We start from the raw sequence: 17591 nt of genomic DNA on the forward strand, positions 1-17591 counted from the left end.
TGCCTTGAAAGATTGGGCAACGCGGGTGCTGAGTCGTTCGATGCTCGCTGAGGTTTTGATTAACCGTTTCAGCTGACCGATTTCGCCAATTGGAAATCCATATATTCGTACGCGATCCGTTGCGCTTGCTCGGTGTCGAAGGCATCGCCCGACAGCGCTCCGCGCAACCACAAACCGTCGATCAATGCCGCCAGCCCGCGGGCCGCGCTGCGCGCCTGCTCCAGTGGCAGGACTCGGCGAAACTGACAGCACAGGTTTGAATACAGGCGGTGATCGTTGATCCGCTGCAGCCTGTGCAAAGACGGTTGATGCATGCTGGTCGCCCAGAAGGCCAGCCAGGTTTTCATTGCCGGGCCGTTGACCTGGCTGGCGTCGAAGTTGCCCTCGATGATGACTTGCAGATGCGCTCGCGGGCTGTCATCGGTCAGCGCCTGTCGGCGTTCACTGACATTGGCGATCAAGGCGTTCATCAGATGTCGCATGGTGGCTGCGATCAGGCCGTTCTTGTCCCGGAAGTAATGGCTGATGATGCCGTTGGAGACCCCCGCCAGACGGGCGATCAACGCGATGCTGGCGTCGCCCATTCCGACTTGATCCACCGCTGTAAGCGTGGCCTGGATCAGCTGTTGACGTCGAATGGGTTGCATACCGACCTTGGGCATATCGTTGAATCTCCTGGTTCGCCGGACTGATCGCACTGCCACAAAGGCAGGGCCAGTCTAAAGATTTTTTATTGAACGTTCAATCAATAATAAAAGAGGGGCGTGCAGGGAGCCCAATAGTCGATCAATTGGGGAGCCCATTTCCTGTTGAAGCGAGGCTTGCCCGCGAAGAACGATAACGCGGGGAGCCTGATCTACCGTTGCGACTGATTCGCGGGCAAGCCTCGCTCCAACGAGACGAGGCACTGCGCTTAACCCAGGTTTTTGCCTAGCAGCGCGTGGTACAGCTCGCTGTCACCCAGAATCCCGACGACCTGATTGCCGTCCTGCAGCACCAGTTTGTTGCCGGTCTGGTAGCGGATTTGCAGGGCGTCGCGCATGCCGATATTGGAGTCGACCAGCGTCGGACGTCGGTTGAGGCTGTTCACCGGTTGGCCGGGCACCCAGTTTTGCAGGTCGAGCTGACTGGTGCCCTGGCGTGCGCCTTTGATGGTGTTGCCCTCGGCCAGATCGAGCCATGAGTCGCCACCTGGATCAAGGCAGACAGAGCCGTTGAGTCGGGTGCAGTCGTCCAGCGTGCGCATCAGGCTGCGGCCGCACAGCACATTGAGCGGATTGGTATGGGCAACGAAGGTGCGCACATAGTCGTCGGCCGGGTTGAGAACGATTTCCTCCGGCACGCTGTATTGCACGATGCGGCCGTCTTTCATGATGGCGATGCGGCTGCCGAGCTTCAGGGCTTCATCCAGGTCGTGACTCACGAACACGATGGTTTTGCTCAGCTTGCTTTGCAGTTCCAGCAATTCGTCCTGCAAACCCTGGCGGATCAGCGGGTCCAGGGCCGAGAAAGGTTCGTCCATCAGCAGGATGTCAGCATCCATGGCCAGCGCGCGGGCCAGGCCCACCCGTTGCTGCATGCCGCCGGACAGCTCATCGGGCTTCTTGTTGCGCCATTGGGTCAGGCCCACGAGTTCGAGCTTTTCGTCCACCAGCTTGCGGCGTTCCTTTTCCGGGCGGCCCTGCATTTCCAGACCGAAGCTGATGTTCTCGCGCACGGTCAGCCAGGGCATCAAGGCGAATTTCTGAAAGACCATGGCGATACGCTTGGTGCGCATCATTTTCAGTTCAGCGGGGGTGCAGGAGGCGATGTTGATCTGCGACCCTTCATGCTCCACGTACAGCGCGCCACGGCTCACGGTGTTCAGACCGTTGATGCAGCGCAACAGGCTGGATTTGCCGGAGCCGGACAAGCCCATCAGTACGCAGATTTCACCTTTCTGGACTTCCAGGCTGGCCTTTTCCACGCCGACGATCTGGCCGGTCTTTTTCAGAATCTGGTCACGCGTCAGGCCTTCATCCAGCAGCTTGAGGGCCTCACGCGGGTCCTTGGAGAAGATAACGTCAACCTTGTCGAATTTGATGATGCTCATGCGTCAGCCCTCACCTTGGCGTCGGGTTGTTTGCAAATACGGTCGAGCATGATTGCCAGCAGTACGATCGCCAGCCCGGCTTCGAAGCCCAGGGCGATATCAGCGGTGTTCAATGCGTTGACCACGGGTTTGCCCAGGCCATCTGCGCCCACCAATGCAGCGATCACCACCATCGAGAGCGACAGCATGATGCATTGCGTGATGCCTGCGGCGATGCTCGGCATGGCGTAAGGCAGTTCGATTCGCGTCAGCAGTTGGCGTCGGGAAGAGCCAAAGGCTTTGCCCGCGTCGAGCAATTCCTGGGGGACATCCCGGATACCCAGATACGTCAGGCGGATCGGCGCGGCAATGGCGAAGACCACCGTTGAAATCAGACCGGGCACAACGCCCAGGCCGAACAGCGTCAGGGTAGGGATCAGGTAAACGAAGGTGGGAACCGTCTGCATCAAGTCCAGGACCGGACGCATGAGGGTGAAGAAAAGGGGTTTGTGCGCCGCGATGATGCCCAGCGGCACGCCGATCATCACGCAGACCAGGGTCGCGAAAAGCACTTGTGCCAGGGTTTCAAGGGTCTGTACCCAGTAACCCAGGTTCAGGATCAGCAGAAACGATGCGATCACGAAGATCGTCAGGCCCCACTTGCGCTGGATGAAATGCGCGAGCAAGGCAATCAGGCCGATCAACACAAAGGGATTGAACCAGGTCAACGAAAACGTCAGGCCGTGGATCATGGTTTCCAGCGTATACGCGATCGCATCGAAGGTACTGGCGCCATGTTGGGTCAGCCATTCGACAAAGGCCGCAATGTATTCGCCAAGAGGAATTTTATGATCTGTCAGCATGGTATCGGTTGTCCGCTTGCGGGAGGAAATGAGGACAACAGGCGGGCGAACCCGCCTGCGTGTCGGATTACTTCGTCAGTTGAGCTTTGGCGGCCTCCAAGCCTGGTTTACCGTCAAGGGTGGTCACGCCGGCAAGCCAGGTGTCGAGCACTTGCGGATTGGCTTTGAGCCATGCCTTGGCGGCCACGTCAGGCTTCATCTTGTCGTCCAGAACCTTGCCCATCAGCGAGCTTTCCATGTCCAGCGTGAACGACAGGTTCTTCAACAGCTGGCCCACGTTGCTGCATTCCTGGGTGTAGCCTTTGCGGGTGTTGGTGTAGATGGTGGCCTGACCGAAATTCGGGCCGAAAAAGTCGTCACCGCCTGTGAGGTACTTCATTTTGAAGCGGGTGTTCATCGGGTGCGGTTCCCAGCCCAGGAACACCACATCGGTGCCGCGACGCGAGGCGCGATCAACCTGAGACAACATGCCTGCTTCGCTGGATTCCACGACCTTGAAGCCGGCGTCTTTGAGGCCGAAAGCATTCTTGTCGATCATGCTCTGGATCAGGCGATTGCCGTCGTTGCCAGGCTCGATGCCGTAAATCTTGCCGTCGAGTTCTTTCTTGAATTTGGCGATATCGGCAAAGTCGTGCAGGCCTTTGTCGTAAAGCGCCTCTGGTACGGCCAGGGTGTATTTGGCGTTTTCAAGGTTAGCGCGCACGGTTTCGACTGTGCCGGCTTCACGATAAGCCTTGATGTCGTTTTCCATGGTGGGCATCCAGTTGCCGAGGAAAACGTCCATGTTCTTGCCGTCGGCCAGGGACTTGTAAGTCACCGGTACGGAAATCATCGTGGTCTTGGTCTTGTAACCCAGGGATTCAAGCACCGCACTGGTCACGGCAGTGGTGACCGTGATGTCGGTCCAGCCGACGTCAGAAAAGTTGACGGTAGAGCACTGTTCCGGTTCGGCGGCCTGCGCCAGCATCGGCAAACCTAATGCAACCGCCAATAGCAGTGATTTAGAACCTTTCATGGGTGGACTCCTTTGGTTTTTTCTCGTCGTCAGCCGGTACAGGCCTGACGTGACTTATGGTTTTCGGGTGACCGAAAAGGGTGACGCAAAAGGGTGTAGCGATAGCTCTTTCACTGCGGCTGGCGATCAAGTCGAGCTTGATCATGTAACAGCCCAAATCAAACGCCTACAGGGTGCGTCGTATCCAGTACATACAGGGTCGCATCCAGTGTCGGTGACGTCGCTTACAGATTTTTTCCCCGCTGTAAGCGCCCTTTTTCCACGGAAACAGGGCCAAAACCGGCACAAGGCACGCGTAAAGGCACTGTCCGGCAGTGGCGACGTTGGTGGGCATGAGTGGGTCGGTGTGAGACGCCGCCGTGCTGGGAAAAGCTCGATGATGAGACCAAATCGGCGGATCGCATTGAGCGTAGCAGCTCCGTCACCGGACGCTTTCAAACGTCGGGGGTCTTGATCTCGGAGCTTTAGGCATATGGCAATCAGCGTTTTTGACCTTTTCAAAATCGGAATCGGACCTTCCAGCTCTCACACTGTGGGACCGATGCGCGCTGCTGCATTGTTCGTTCAGGTCTTGCGTGAACGTGAGCAGTTGGAGCGCGTGCGACGTATCGAAGTACGCCTTTATGGATCGCTTTCGGCGACCGGGATCGGCCACGGCAGCGACAATGCAGTGATCATGGGGCTGATGGGCGAGTGGCCCGACGCCATTGATCCGTCACGAATCGGCCTTTGCATAGAAACCCTCAAAGACACCGACACGCTGTTTTTGGATGGCCGTTTGAGTGTTCCGTTCCATTGGCAGCGCGACATGCTGCTGATCGAAGAGAATCTGCCCTTCCATCCCAACGCCATGACCTTGATTGCAGAAGGCGAGGGCGGCGAACTTCATAGGGACACCTATTACTCGGTGGGCGGTGGTTTTGTGGTCGACGCGGCCCAGGCGGCCAGCGGCGTGCTGGACAGGGACCAAACCGTATTGCCTTACGATTTTTCCAGCGCCGCGCAATTGCTCGCCTTGTGTAAACAGCATGGTTTGCGCGTGTCGCAACTGATGATGGCCAATGAAAAGGTCTGGCGCAGTGAAGCAGAGATTCGCGACAGCCTGATGAAGCTCTGGCGTGCGATGCAGGATTGCGTCGAGCAAGGCCTCAAGCATGAAGGCATTCTGCCGGGCGGTTTGAATGTACGGCGTCGCGCGGCACGTTTGCACCGCAGTCTGCTGGAACTGGGCAAGCCCAACGTCATCGGTTCGACCTTGAGCGCCATGGAGTGGGTCAACCTGTTTGCCCTGGCCGTCAACGAAGAAAACGCCGCAGGCGGGCGCATGGTTACCGCGCCCACCAACGGCGCGGCAGGGATCATCCCGGCGGTGCTGCATTACTTCGTCAAGTTCAGCGAGGAAGTCAGCGACGCCAACGTTGTGGATTATTTGTTGGCCGCTGCGGCGATCGGCATTTTGTGCAAGAAGAATGCATCCATCTCCGGCGCAGAAGTCGGCTGTCAGGGGGAGGTCGGTTCGGCGTGCGCCATGGCCGCTGCGGGCCTGGCCGATATTCTCGGCGCGACGCCGGAGCAGCTGTGCAATGCGGCGGAAATCGGCCTGGAGCATAACCTGGGCCTGACTTGTGACCCGGTTGGCGGCCTGGTGCAAGTGCCCTGCATCGAGCGCAATGCCATTGCGGCGGTGAAAGCCATCAATGCCGCGCAAATGGCCTTGCGGGGCGACGGCCAGCACTTTATCTCGCTGGACCGCGTCATCCGGACCATGCGTGATACCGGGGCGGACATGCACGACAAATACAAGGAAACCTCACGCGGAGGGTTGGCCGTCAGCGCCGTGGAGTGCTGAGGGCTGCCTGATCCTGCGTGAAAAGGCGGGCGGGCATTGGTCCCTGAAAAGGCCGACCCGCTATCAACCCGGCAGGCGTCAACGCATTGCTCGTTTTTCGACCACCTCAGCCGGCTGCCGCCACCTTTTGGCGCGCAAGCCTCGGTTTCGCGCCTGAACCTTGGGCACAGGGTTAAGGCGCTGTCGCCATTGGTCGCCCCGCGCGTTGAGTGACACTCCCCCGGGACCACTCGTTTCTCCCTTCTCACAAGTGCTACCGAACTGCTCACCCGGCCCGCGCCTGCTAGGCTCGTCAATACCCCCGCGTCGTGAATCGGCAACTGAGGTCGCTGCTGACTAGACACATCACGACGTCGTTTTCAGGGGTTGTTGAATGGCCATTCAAGTTTAGGCATGGCATTTGCGTTGTGATTGGAAAGCCCTGCTGAACATAGGGCAATAACAAGAGCCTGCGCCTGGGCCATCAACCGCTTTGTGTGAGGAGATGTCGTGATGAATTCGTTCAATGCCGGGGCTCAACCCCAGAACCGTGCACCCCAATCCATCGGCTTTCTGCTGCTGGATAACTTCACGCTGATCTCCCTCGCATCTGCAGTTGAACCCCTGCGCATGGCGAACCAGCTGTCGGGTCGCGAACTGTATCGCTGGACCACCTTGTCCGCCGACGGCAGCCAGGTCTGGGCCAGCGACGGTTTGCAGATCACCCCCGATGCCGCGATGCACAAGGCACCGGCGCTGGACACCGTCATCGTTTGCGGCGGCGTCGGCATTCAGCGCTCGGTGAGCCGTGAGCACGTGAGCTGGTTGCAAAGCCAGGCACGCCAGTCCAGGCGTCTGGGGGCGGTCTGCACCGGCAGTTGGGCACTGGCCTGCGCCGGTCTGCTGGATGGTTTCGATTGCAGCGTGCATTGGGAATGTCTGGCCTCGATGCAGGAAGCCTTTCCTCGAGTGGCGATGAGCACCCGTTTGTTCACCCTGGACCGCAACCGGTTCACCAGTTCCGGCGGCACTGCGCCACTGGACATGATGCTGCACCTGATCAGCCGTGATCACGGTCGCGAGTTGTCGGCGGCGATTTCTGAAATGTTCGTGTACGAGCGCATCCGCAACGAGCAGGATCATCAGCGCGTGCCGCTCAAGCACATGCTGGGCACCAATCAGCCGAAACTGCAGGAAATCGTGGCGCTGATGGAAGCCAACCTTGAAGAACCTATCGACCTGGATGAACTGGCGGTCTACGTCGCGGTTTCCCGGCGTCAGCTGGAGCGGCTGTTCCAGAAATACCTGCACTGCTCGCCATCGCGTTATTACCTGAAACTGCGCCTGATCCGTGCCCGGCAACTGCTCAAGCAAACGCCGATGTCGATCATCGAAGTGGCGTCGGTCTGCGGCTTTGTCTCCACACCGCACTTCTCCAAGTGCTACCGCGAATACTTCGGCATCCCGCCGCGCGACGAGCGCGTCGGGTCCAACACTGCTCAGCAAGTGGCCATGATGCCCATCCCGCAAGCGCTGGTGCTGGCACCGCTTTCAGGCCCGTTGTCGGCGTTGAGCCAGGCCAGGAATGAATCGACGTTTGCAAGTGTGAGGTTGTAACGGCACCGCGCTGTTCGTAACGGCCCGATAATCGTGGGAGCGGCTTGGTGACGACGCTGATTCGTCACGGCTAAAGCCGGTCCCACGATGTTCGGCGGCTACTGGCAGCTCTTTTTGTACGCTGCCAGTGCCGGCAACAACTGCTGATCAATGGCTTGCCTCACCGCCGGAAGGATCGTCGCGCTGCCGGTGAGCATTTGTTCCACGAGCCGACGCAAGGCGGTGGCGCGTTCTGCGTTCAGGCCGCAGACGGCCTGGGCGCACGCCTGGTCGGCGGTCGCGCCGGAAGGCATCTCGAAGCCGATTGCCCTGAGCTGGCTGATCAAATCTTCCTGGTCAATCAAATCTGCGTGCATCATCCCGTGCGCTCCTTTATTGGATTTGAATGGATTCTGGTAGCGCTGGCGATTGTCGGCAAGGGGCTGGCGGCTCAATGTCCGGGGTGCCTATGAGCATGTCGTTTTCGGACAGCCCGGCTATTGCCCAGTCAATTTGCTAAACTCCGCTGCCTTCCAGGAGTTGCCATGAATTACCGTCACGCCTTCCACGCCGGCAACCACGCCGACGTGTTCAAACACCTTGTTCTGACTCGCTTGTTTGCCCTGATGGCGCGCAAGGAGCAGCCATTCGCCTATATCGACAGCCATGCCGGGCTGGGCCTTTATGACCTCAAGGGTGATCAGGCCAGTCGCACCGGCGAGTACCTCGAAGGCATTGCCCGCCTGTGGGACGCGCCGGATCTGCCCGCGATGGCGGCTGACTACATGCAGTTGCTGCACGACATGAACCCCGACGGCGAGCTGCGGTATTACCCGGGTTCCCCCGAAATCGCCCGGCGTTCCACCCGCGAGCGCGATCGCATCCTGCTCAACGAGAAGCATCCGGAAGACGGGCGCCTGCTCAAGGAGAACATGCGCGGCGATCGCCGTGTGGCGGTGCACCTGGGTGAAGGCTGGCATGTGCCCCGCGCATTGCTGCCCGTTGCGGAAAAACGTGCGGTGCTGCTGATCGACCCGCCATTCGAGCAGCTGGATGAAATGAAGCGCTGCGCCGTGGCCTTGAAAGAGACCATCGGCCGCATGCGCCAGACCGTCGCCGCCATCTGGTACCCGATCAAGGATCAGCGTCTGCTCAAGCGCTTCTATCAGGACCTGGCCGAAACCGGTGCGCCCAAGCTGCTGCGTGTCGAGCTGTATGTGCATCCGCTGGACACCCCGGCAAGCCTCAACGGCTCAGGCCTGGCCATTGCCAACCCGCCCTGGGGACTTGAAGAAGAGCTGCGCGAATTGATGCCGTATCTGGCGCAAAAGCTCGGGCAGACCAAGGGTGACTGGAAGATGGATTGGTTGATTGCGGAATAAAAATTCTGCGGTGTGAAGCACACCGCTTTCCTGGCTAAAGCCGGTCCATGTTTGTGGGACTGGCTTCAGCCGGGAAGACGTCGGATCAGGCCTTTCCCGGCTAAAGCCGGTCCCGCAGGAGTGAACTTCACTCCACAAGGATGCTTTTCTTCAGTTGGCGCTCAGGCTCGGCGGCATGCACACACCGGTACCACCGATGCCGCAATAACCCTGCGGGTTCTTGGCCAGGTATTGCTGGTGATAGGCCTCGGCGAAGAAAACGGTCGGCGCTTCGTCGATTTCGGTGGTGATCGAGCCAATGCCTGCCTTGTTCAGTTCAGCCTGGAAAGCGGCTTCGCTGGCTTTGGCCGCTGCCAGTTGTTCAGGATTGGTGCAGTAGATCACCGAGCGGTATTGAGTGCCGATGTCATTGCCCTGACGCATGCCCTGAGTCGGGTTGTGCGCTTCCCAGAACAGTTTGAGCAGTTGCTCATAGCTGATTTTTTCCGGTTCATACACCACCAGCACGACTTCGCTGTGCCCGGTCAGGCCCGAGCAGACTTCTTCGTACGTCGGGTTCGGTGTCATGCCGCCCGCGTAGCCTACGACGGTGCTGACGACGCCTTCCTGCTGCCAGAACAGTCTTTCAGCGCCCCAGAAGCAGCCGAGGCCGAAGATGGCGAATTCCACATTGGCGGTAAACGGTCCCAGTAGCGGATTACCGTTGACGAAGTGCGTCTCCGGTAGCGCCATGGGGGTTTCTCGACCGGGCAGCGCCTGTTCAGCGGTAGGGAGTGCGTTTTTGTTCACAAGAATTTCCGAGCGAAGAGCCATGAACCTTTTCCTCTTGATAGGGGGTGGTCAGGACGGGTTCTGTTGGAGCGAGGCTTGCCCGCGAAGGCAATAGATAGCGCAGGTTCGAAAATGTTCCGGATGTACCGGCCTCTTCGCGGGCAAGCCTCACCCAACGAGTCTGAAGTTGAATTCGGGTTGAAGGCTGCAGGTAGTGTGCCCGAAACATCCGGGAACAGGGAAGGGCTTGTCAGGCCAGCGGTCCACGAGGGTATCGGCGCAGCTTTTCGATCAGCTCCTCACCGGGAATCGGGCGATCGAACAGGTAGCCCTGGCCCACATCGCAACGATGGCGACGCAGGAAGGCCAGTTGTGCGGCGGTCTCGATGCCTTCGGCCACGACCTTGAGCTTGAGGTTGTGGGCCATGGCGATCACCGCCGAGGTGATTTCCATGTCGTCCTGGTCATCCGGGATATCGCGGATGAAGCTGCGGTCGATCTTGATCACATCGATGGGGAATTTTTTCAGATAACTGAACGACGAATAACCCGTGCCAAAGTCATCCATGGCCAGGGACAGGCCCATTTTTTTCAGGGAGTCCAGTTGTTGGCGGGTGTCTTCGGTGGCCTCCAGCAGCAGACCTTCGGTCAGTTCCAGTTCCAGCAACGACGCATCAAGCTGTTCTTCCTTGAGGATCGAGGCAATGGAGCTCACCAGCTCCGGGTCGGCAAATTGCTTGGGCGAGACATTGATGGCTACCTGCAGGTTGCCGAAACCCGCAGCGGTCAGTTTTTTGCTCATGCGGCAGGACTGGCGCGCGACCCATTTACCGATGGGGATGATCAGACCGGTTTCTTCGGCAACGCTGATGAACTGGTCCGGGCGGATCATGCCTTTTTCCGGATGGTTCCAGCGCAACAGGGCTTCCATGCCCAGCAGACGCCCGGTGCGCAGGCACAGCTTGGGCTGATAGAACACCTCCAGTTCGTTCTGGGTCAGGGCGCGGCGCAGGTTGTTTTCCACGAACAGCTTGTAGCTGGCCTCGGCATTCAACGCTTCGGTAAAGACCTGAACCTGATGTTTGCCGTTGGCTTTGGCCTTGTGCAGCGCCAGACCCGCGTTCTTCATCAGGGTCTGGGGGTCGCGGCCATGCAGCGGCGCGCAGGCCAGGCCTACCGAGCCGGTCACGCTGATCAACTGGTTGTCGACGAACATGGGCTTGTCCAGCGTGGCCAGAACCTGTGCCGCGACGTTCTGTCCGGCTTCCATGCCCGAATTATCCAGAAGGACCGCAAATTCGTTGCTGGCAAAGCGGGCGAGGATGTCACAAGGGTTCAGCGTGTTGCGCAGGCGGCGTGCCAGGCTGATCAGCAACTTGTCACCCGTCTGGTGGCCAAGGCTGTCGTTGATGCGCTTGAAGTTGTCGATGTCCACCAGCAGCAGGCTCATGGGCGTGTCGCTGTCCCGGGAGAAGCGCTCGTCCAGATTGCGAATGAACGCCGGACGGTTACCCAGGTTGGTCAGGTTGTCGGTGTAGGCCAGGCGCTCGATGCGTTGCTGCGCCTGTTTGCTTTGGGTGATGTCTTCGTAAATGCCGATGTAGTGCGTCAGCTCGCGGTGATCGCCGTAGACCTTGGAAATCGACAACTGGCCCCAGTAAGGTTCCAGGTTTTTGCGTCGGCTCTTGAACTCACCCTGCCAACTGTTGTTTTTGGCCAGGCCCGAGTTGGCGTCTTTAAGCAGCTCGCCAAGATTCTGCAGGGCCGGCAGCTCAGACAGTTTCTGCCCGTGGACCTCTTCGGTGGTGTACTGGGTGATCGCCGTAAAACTGGGGTTCACGTATTCCACCACGCCGTCGCAGTTGACCAGCAAGAACGCGCTGGCGCTTTGCTCTACGGCGCGCTGGAACAGGTGCAGGGCGCTGGTGGCTGCGCGTCGGTTATGGTTGTTGATGACCTGGGCAAACTGGTCGGCCAGTTCTCCGGCAAAGGCGATTTCATCGGACTGCCATGGGCGCGGCGTGCCTATTTGCTCCAGGCACAGCACGCCGACCACTTGCCCGTCGATCCGGATGCTGGCGTCGAGGATGGCGCTGATGTCACGCGGCGTGAGGCTGTCGGCCATTTCCCGTGTGCGAGGGTCGTGCCGGACGTCGTTGGCGTCGATGGCCCTGCTGTTGTGCAGCGCCTCCAGGTAGCCCGGATAGCGGCTGATATCGATAGGGTCCGGTAAACGGTACTCGCCGGTGGCTATGCGGAACTCGGCAATGGGTTCAAGGCACTTATCGTTGAGATTCCAGATACTGGCACATGCGATGTCGTAGATTTCGCAGGCGTTTTTGGTGATCAGTTGCGCCGCTTCCTGCAACGAGTTGTTGGCGCTGTAGCGGTAGCGGGCCAGGTGCAGAATCAAACTCTGTTGGGCACGTACGCGCTCCAGGTGCTCCAGCTGTTCCTGTTGGGCGTGCTGGTTGAGTTGCAGAGCAATCTGCAACTGCGAATTCTGGGTTTCAAGATCAGGTAAATACGTGTTCTCACTGTGCGGCGCTACGTCACCCACGACCATCAGGTAGCCACGCAACAAGTGGCGATTGTGTTGCTTGTAGCCTTCGCCGATCTCGATCAGCCCAAGTGGTCCACGCGCGGTATGCAGCGTGTAGCTCACCCGGTAATGCAGCGAGTCTGCCAGCTGCTGTTGAATGGCGTCGTGCAGTTGATAACGGGTTTCAGGCTCCATCAGGCTCGCATAGGGTGACCCCACGAGGGCGCAGAGATCCACAGCCGCAACGCCAAGCTGTTTTTCGCAATTGGGGTCGAGAAAGAGCAGCGCCCAATTGGCTTCATTGAGCCGTTCGAAACGCAGCATGCCGAGCCGCGACGGGACGGGTAACTGAGTCACTACCTCGGCCACCGTTCTACCGGGAGCATCAGGTTGACTCTTCATGAAGAAACTCGCTTTCGTAATACTGATCGCGCACGGACCCTGGCCCTTATTAAATATCGCGTGTGGCAAGGTTGCATCATGCAGCTCGGGCTGACAAGCGGGCAGTATGGCTTAGTGCTATAAATGTTTCGGCTGATTAACACGCTTCTGAAGGGCAACGGGTCAGATTGATTTTAAGTACAGATTTGTAGTTGTTTAGATACAAATGCTTAACCGCTATATCAAGATTTTTACCCAACTTCCGGCAAAAAAAAGCCCCGCCAAATTGGCGGGGTTGAGGTACGAGCGTGGCGGCTCGAATAAAGCGGATAGTCGTATGAATGTATGCCATTACGCATTCAACTCAAATGAATTGAATGCGTTTGCATAGTCATCCGTTACAACAGGATGGTGCGGATATCTGCCAGCAGGTCACTCAGACGCTTGGTGAACCGTGCAGCTGCAGCGCCGTTGATCACACGGTGATCGTAGGACAGCGACAACGGCAGCATCAGTTTTGGCTGGAAGGCTTTGCCGTCCCAGACGGGCTGCATGGTAGCCTTGGATACACCCAGAATCGCCACTTCAGGCGCGTTGACGATCGGCGTGAAGCCGGTGCCGCCAATGTGGCCGAGGCTGGAGATAGTGAAGCAGGCGCCCTGCATCTCGTTGGCCGACAGTTTCTTGCTGCGGGCTTTCTCGGCCAGTACAGCGGCCTCGGCAGCCAGTTCCAGCAGGCTCTTCTTGTCGACGTCCTTGATGACCGGGACCAGCAGACCTTCCGGGGTGTCCACGGCAAAGCCGATGTTCACGTACTTCTTGCGGATGATCGCTTTGCCGCTCGGAGCCAGGGAGGCGTTGAAGTCCGGCAGCTCCTTGAGCAGGAATGCGCAGGACTTGAGCAGCAGCGGCAGGATAGTCAGCTTGACGCCTGCTTTCTCGGCCACGGCTTTCTGCGCGACCCGGAAAGCTTCCAGATCGGTGATGTCGGCCTGGTCGAACTGCGTGACGTGAGGGATGTTCAGCCAGCTGCGGTGCAGACCGGTCGCGCCCAGTTGCATCAGGCGAGTCATCGGTACTTCTTCGATTTCGCCGAAACGGCTGAAGTCGACTTCCGGAATCGGCTGGATGCCCATGCCGCCGCTTGCGCCGCCTGCCGGAGCTTCCTTGGCCTTCTGCATCATGGCCTTGACGTAGACCTGCACGTCTTCTTTCAACACGCGGCCGTGTGGGCCGGTGGCGCTGACGGCGTTCAGTTCAACGCCGAATTCACGGGCCAGTTGGCGAACCGCCGGGCCTGCATGAACCTTGGCGCCGTCTTTGGCAGGTGCTTGTGCGGCAGGCGCAGCAGCTTCGGCTTTTGGCGCAGGCGCGGCGGCCGGGGCTGCTGCTTCCGTTTTGGCCGGGGCAGCAGGCGCGGCAGCCGCTTGAGCCGGTGCAGCAGCAGGCGCAGCGCCGGCCACTTTCAGTTTCAGGATCAGGTCGCCGGTGCCGACTTCGTCGTCCAGCTTGACGCTGATGGCTTCCACAACGCCTGCGGCTGGAGACGGGATCTCCATGCTGGCCTTGTCGGATTCCAGGGTGATCAGCGATTGATCGGCAGCGATGGTGTCGCCCACTTTGACCATCAGTTCAATGATCTTGGCTTTGCCTGACGAGCCGATGTCCGGTACGTGGATGTCCTGGACGGTTTCAGCAGCGGCGGCGGCAGGCGCGGCGGCCGGTGCCGGAGCTGCTTCAGCCGGTTTTTCAGCAGCAGGTGCGGCAGCAGCGGCGGGGGCAGCGGCTTCGGCGGGTGCAGCGGCCGCTTCGCCTTCCACTTCCAGTTCGAACAGCTCGTCGCCTTCTTTCAGGCGATCACCCAGCTTCACTTTCATGGTTTTGATGACGCCGGCCTTGGGAGCAGGAATTTCCATGCTCGCCTTGTCCGATTCCAGCGTCAGAACGCTCTGGTCGGCTTCGATGCGATCACCGACCTTGACCATCAATTCAATAACTTCACCTTCACCGTTGCCGATGTCGGGTACGCGAATTAGCTCACTCACAATGTCTCTCCTTCGGAGAACCTGTTCATTCGTGTGCACTGTTTGCAGTGACAACGAGACAGCGTCGGATGCTCATTTACCGTTAATCCATTAACGAACAGTAAATTCCGCATCCTCGGCTGCCTTGCCGGTCCTTTTTCAGCGCGCTATACGATCTCGAAGCAGACTCTTAACAATCCAGTGGGTTGCGTTTGTCAGGATCGATGCCGAACTTGGTGATGGCTTCAGCCACGACCTTGGGTTCGATATCGCCACGGTCAGCCAAGGCTTCCAGAGCAGCCAGCACCACGAAGTGGCGGTCGACTTCAAAGAAGTTACGCAGTTTCTTGCGGCTGTCGCTGCGGCCGAAACCGTCAGTGCCCAAGACTTTGTATTCCTTGGTGGGTACCCACTGACGAATCTGATCAGCGAACAGTTTCATGTAGTCGGTCGAAGCGATCACCGGACCTTTACGGCCGTTGAGGCATTCTTCCACGTAGCTCAGCGCTGGCTTCTGGCCTGGGTGCAGGCGGTTGCTGCGCTCCACGGCCAGGCCGTCGCGACGCAGTTCGTTGAAGCTGGTAACGCTCCAGACGTCAGCACCGATGTTGAACTCTTCACGCAGGATCTTCGCGGCTTCGCGAACTTCACGCAGGATGGTGCCCGAGCCCAGCAACTGGACGTGGTGCGCCGCTTCCCGGGTGTCTTCTTCGAGCAGGTACATGCCCTTGACGATGCCTTCCTCGACACCCGCCGGCATGGCCGGTTGTGCGTAGGATTCGTTCATCACGGTCAGGTAGTAGAAAACGTCCTGCTGTTCTTCGAACATCCGGCGCATGCCGTCCTGGATGATCACTGCCAGCTCGTAGCCGTAAGTCGGGTCGAAGGTGCGGCAGTTCGGGATGGTCGAGGCCAGGATGTGGCTGTGACCGTCTTCGTGCTGCAAGCCTTCGCCGTTCAGCGTGGTACGGCCGGCGGTGCCGCCGATCAGGAAGCCACGGGTGCGGCTGTCGCCAGCGGCCCATGCCAGGTCGCCAATGCGCTGGAAGCCGAACATCGAATAGAAGATGTAGAACGGGATCATCGGCTGGTTGTGGCTGGAGTACGAAGTACCGGCCGCGATGAAGGAGGACATCGCGCCTGCTTCGTTGATGCCTTCTTCGAGGATCTGGCCTTTCTTGTCTTCGCGATAGAACATCACTTGTTCTTTATCGACTGGCTCGTAGAGCTGGCCGACGGAAGAGTAGATGCCCAGCTGGCGGAACATGCCTTCCATACCGAAGGTACGGGCTTCGTCCGGGATGATCGGCACGATGCGGGGGCCCACTTCCTTGTCCTTGACCAGCTGCGAAAGGATCCGCACGAAGGCCATGGTGGTGGAAATTTCGCGATCGCCGGAACCGTCGAGGATGGCCTTGAGGGTTTCCAGTGGCGGGGTCGGCAGGTTGAAGCTCTTGGCGCGACGCTGTGGCACGAAACCGCCCAGTGCGGCACGGCGCTCGCTCAGGTAACGGGCTTCGGCGCTGCCTTCTTCAGGCTTGAAGAACGGCAGGGCGTCGAGCTGGTCGTCTTTGACCGGAATGTCGAAACGGTCGCGGAAGCTTTTCAGGCTGTCCACATCGACTTTCTTGGTGTTGTGGGCGGTGTTCTTCGCTTCGCCGGCACCGGTGCCATAACCTTTGATGGTCTTGGCCAGGACCACGGTCGGTTGACCCTTGTGGTTGACTGCCTGGTGGTACGCCGCATACATCTTGTACGGGTCGTGGCCCCCACGGTTGAGCTTCCAGATTTCGTCGTCGGACAAATCAGCAACCATGGCCTTGAGTTCAGGCGAGTTGAAGAAGTGTTCACGTACGAACGCGCCGTCTTTGGCTTTGTAGTTCTGGTACTCGCCGTCGATGACTTCGTCCATGCGACGTTGCAGGATCCCGTCAACGTCCTTGGCCAGCAGAGGGTCCCAGAAACGGCCCCAGACCACTTTGGTCACATTCCACTGAGCGCCACGGAACACGCCTTCGAGTTCCTGGATGATCTTGCCGTTGCCACGCACCGGGCCGTCGAGGCGCTGCAGGTTGCAGTTGACGACGAAGATCAGGTTGTCGAGTTTTTCGCGACCGGCCAGGGCGATGGCACCCAGGGATTCCGGTTCGTCGGTTTCGCCGTCACCCAGGAAGCACCAGACTTTCTGCTTGCCTTCCGGGATGTAGCCGCGGTGTTCCAGGTACTTCATGAAGCGAGCCTGGTAAATCGCCTGGATAGGACCCAGACCCATGGAAACGGTCGGGAACTGCCAGAAATCCTTCATCAGCCACGGGTGCGGGTAAGACGACAGGCCTTTGCCATCGACTTCCTGACGGAAGTTGTTCATCTGCTCTTCGGTGATGCGGCCTTCCATGAACGCACGGGCATAGACGCCTGGCGATGCGTGACCCTGGAAGTAGATCAGGTCGCCGCCGTGTTCGTCGGTCGGTGCCTGGAAGAAGTAGTTGAAGCCGATGTCATACAGCGTGGCGCTGGACGCGAAACTGGAGATGTGACCGCCCAGGTCAGGGTCATTCAGGTTGGTTTTCACGACCATGGCCAACGCGTTCCAGCGTACCAGCGAGCGAATGCGGCGTTCCATGAACAGGTCGCCAGGCATGCGTGCTTCGTGGGTAACGGGGATCGTGTTGCGGTATGGCGTGGTGATGGCATAAGGAAGCTGCGAACCGCTGCGAGTGGCGAGTTCACCCATACGGGTCATCAGGTAGTGAGCACGGTCTTCGCCTTCTTTGTCGAGAACCGATTCCAGGGCGTCCAGCCATTCCTGGGTTTCGACGGGATCGAGGTCTTGCATGGCTTGCTCCAGGGCGGAAAGGCTTCCAGAATCGGTTGCCTGAGTTTGCGACTGGCCTTGTGGGCAGACGACATAAATTCTTGGATGACCGGAGGTTGTTCCGGCGGCGTGTAGTTTTACTACAAATCGTCGACCATTTCAGCCTTTCGAGTGATGGGGTCAGTAGTAAAACTACAGGTAAGCGTCTAAAACACGCCTCTAAGGTTGTGACATAAATCGTAACCGTTGGTGGTAAACAAATATTTTCGGACTAAAAGCTGATGCTGGCTGCTGCAAAAACTA

General features: G+C 58.8%; 12 protein-coding genes. 3 read left to right on the forward strand and 9 right to left on the reverse strand.

Translation table 11 applies throughout. The features are described 5' to 3' along the window. Window positions 1-68: 68 nt before the first annotated feature. From betI to ACP7B0_RS15885, 4 genes are all read right to left on the reverse strand, one after another. On the reverse strand, window positions 69-662 hold the full coding sequence (gene betI / locus ACP7B0_RS15870) for a transcriptional regulator BetI (RefSeq protein WP_426142354.1): 594 nt from the start codon (window positions 660-662) through the stop codon (window positions 69-71). Window positions 663-913: 251 nt separating this feature from the next. After that, entirely contained in the window at window positions 914-2092 is a 1179-nt protein-coding gene (gene choV, locus ACP7B0_RS15875; protein ID WP_426142355.1) for a choline ABC transporter ATP-binding protein, read from the reverse strand. Beyond that, the gene (choW, locus tag ACP7B0_RS15880) at window positions 2089-2934 is read right to left on the reverse strand and encodes a choline ABC transporter permease subunit (protein WP_426142356.1); all 846 of its coding nucleotides are present in this window, start codon (window positions 2932-2934) and stop codon (window positions 2089-2091) included. The genes choV and choW overlap by 4 nt, the downstream gene beginning before the upstream one ends. 67 nt (window positions 2935-3001) lie before the next feature. Beyond that, complete coding sequence (locus tag ACP7B0_RS15885; protein WP_426142357.1) at window positions 3002-3949, reverse strand: choline ABC transporter substrate-binding protein; 948 nt, start codon at window positions 3947-3949, stop codon at window positions 3002-3004. A gap of 472 nt (window positions 3950-4421) precedes the next feature. Between ACP7B0_RS15885 and ACP7B0_RS15890 the strand changes: the two genes are divergently transcribed. Both ACP7B0_RS15890 and ACP7B0_RS15895 read left to right on the forward strand, forming a co-directional pair. Continuing rightward, on the forward strand, window positions 4422-5798 hold the full coding sequence (locus ACP7B0_RS15890; RefSeq protein ID WP_426142358.1) for an L-serine ammonia-lyase: 1377 nt from the start codon (window positions 4422-4424) through the stop codon (window positions 5796-5798). Between the two features lie 492 nt (window positions 5799-6290). Beyond that, window positions 6291-7394, forward strand: coding sequence for a GlxA family transcriptional regulator (locus ACP7B0_RS15895; RefSeq protein WP_426142359.1), 1104 nt, complete (start codon window positions 6291-6293; stop codon window positions 7392-7394). Window positions 7395-7492: 98 nt separating this feature from the next. On the opposite strand, the gene ACP7B0_RS15900 is transcribed toward ACP7B0_RS15895, so the two are convergent. After that, entirely contained in the window at window positions 7493-7753 is a 261-nt protein-coding gene (locus ACP7B0_RS15900; protein ID WP_426142360.1) for a hypothetical protein, read from the reverse strand. A gap of 165 nt (window positions 7754-7918) precedes the next feature. On the opposite strand from ACP7B0_RS15900, the gene ACP7B0_RS15905 reads away from it, so the two are divergent. Continuing rightward, window positions 7919-8755, forward strand: a complete 837-nt coding sequence (locus ACP7B0_RS15905; RefSeq protein ID WP_426142361.1) for a 23S rRNA (adenine(2030)-N(6))-methyltransferase RlmJ — start codon at window positions 7919-7921, stop codon at window positions 8753-8755. A 150-nt stretch (window positions 8756-8905) separates the two neighbouring features. Here ACP7B0_RS15905 and msrA read toward each other — a convergent pair whose 3' ends face one another. The 4 genes from msrA to aceE all read right to left on the reverse strand — a co-directional run bounded on the left by msrA (window position 8906) and on the right by aceE (window position 17309). Continuing rightward, window positions 8906-9568 carry a peptide-methionine (S)-S-oxide reductase MsrA gene (msrA, locus tag ACP7B0_RS15910; RefSeq protein WP_426142362.1) on the reverse strand — a complete coding sequence of 221 codons (663 nt, stop codon included), beginning with the start codon at window positions 9566-9568 and terminating at the stop codon, window positions 8906-8908. A 208-nt stretch (window positions 9569-9776) separates the two neighbouring features. Further along, entirely contained in the window at window positions 9777-12470 is a 2694-nt protein-coding gene (locus ACP7B0_RS15915) for a sensor domain-containing phosphodiesterase (RefSeq protein WP_426142363.1), read from the reverse strand. 377 nt (window positions 12471-12847) lie between these two features. Then, entirely contained in the window at window positions 12848-14494 is a 1647-nt protein-coding gene (aceF, locus tag ACP7B0_RS15920) for a dihydrolipoyllysine-residue acetyltransferase (RefSeq protein WP_426142364.1), read from the reverse strand. A 169-nt stretch (window positions 14495-14663) separates the two neighbouring features. Then, on the reverse strand, window positions 14664-17309 hold the full coding sequence (gene aceE / locus ACP7B0_RS15925; RefSeq protein WP_426142365.1) for a pyruvate dehydrogenase (acetyl-transferring), homodimeric type: 2646 nt from the start codon (window positions 17307-17309) through the stop codon (window positions 14664-14666). Window positions 17310-17591: the final 282 nt, after the last annotated feature.

It is taken from the genome of Pseudomonas sp. DWP3-1-2 (assembly GCF_049896285.1).
GTDB lineage: Bacteria > Pseudomonadota > Gammaproteobacteria > Pseudomonadales > Pseudomonadaceae > Aquipseudomonas.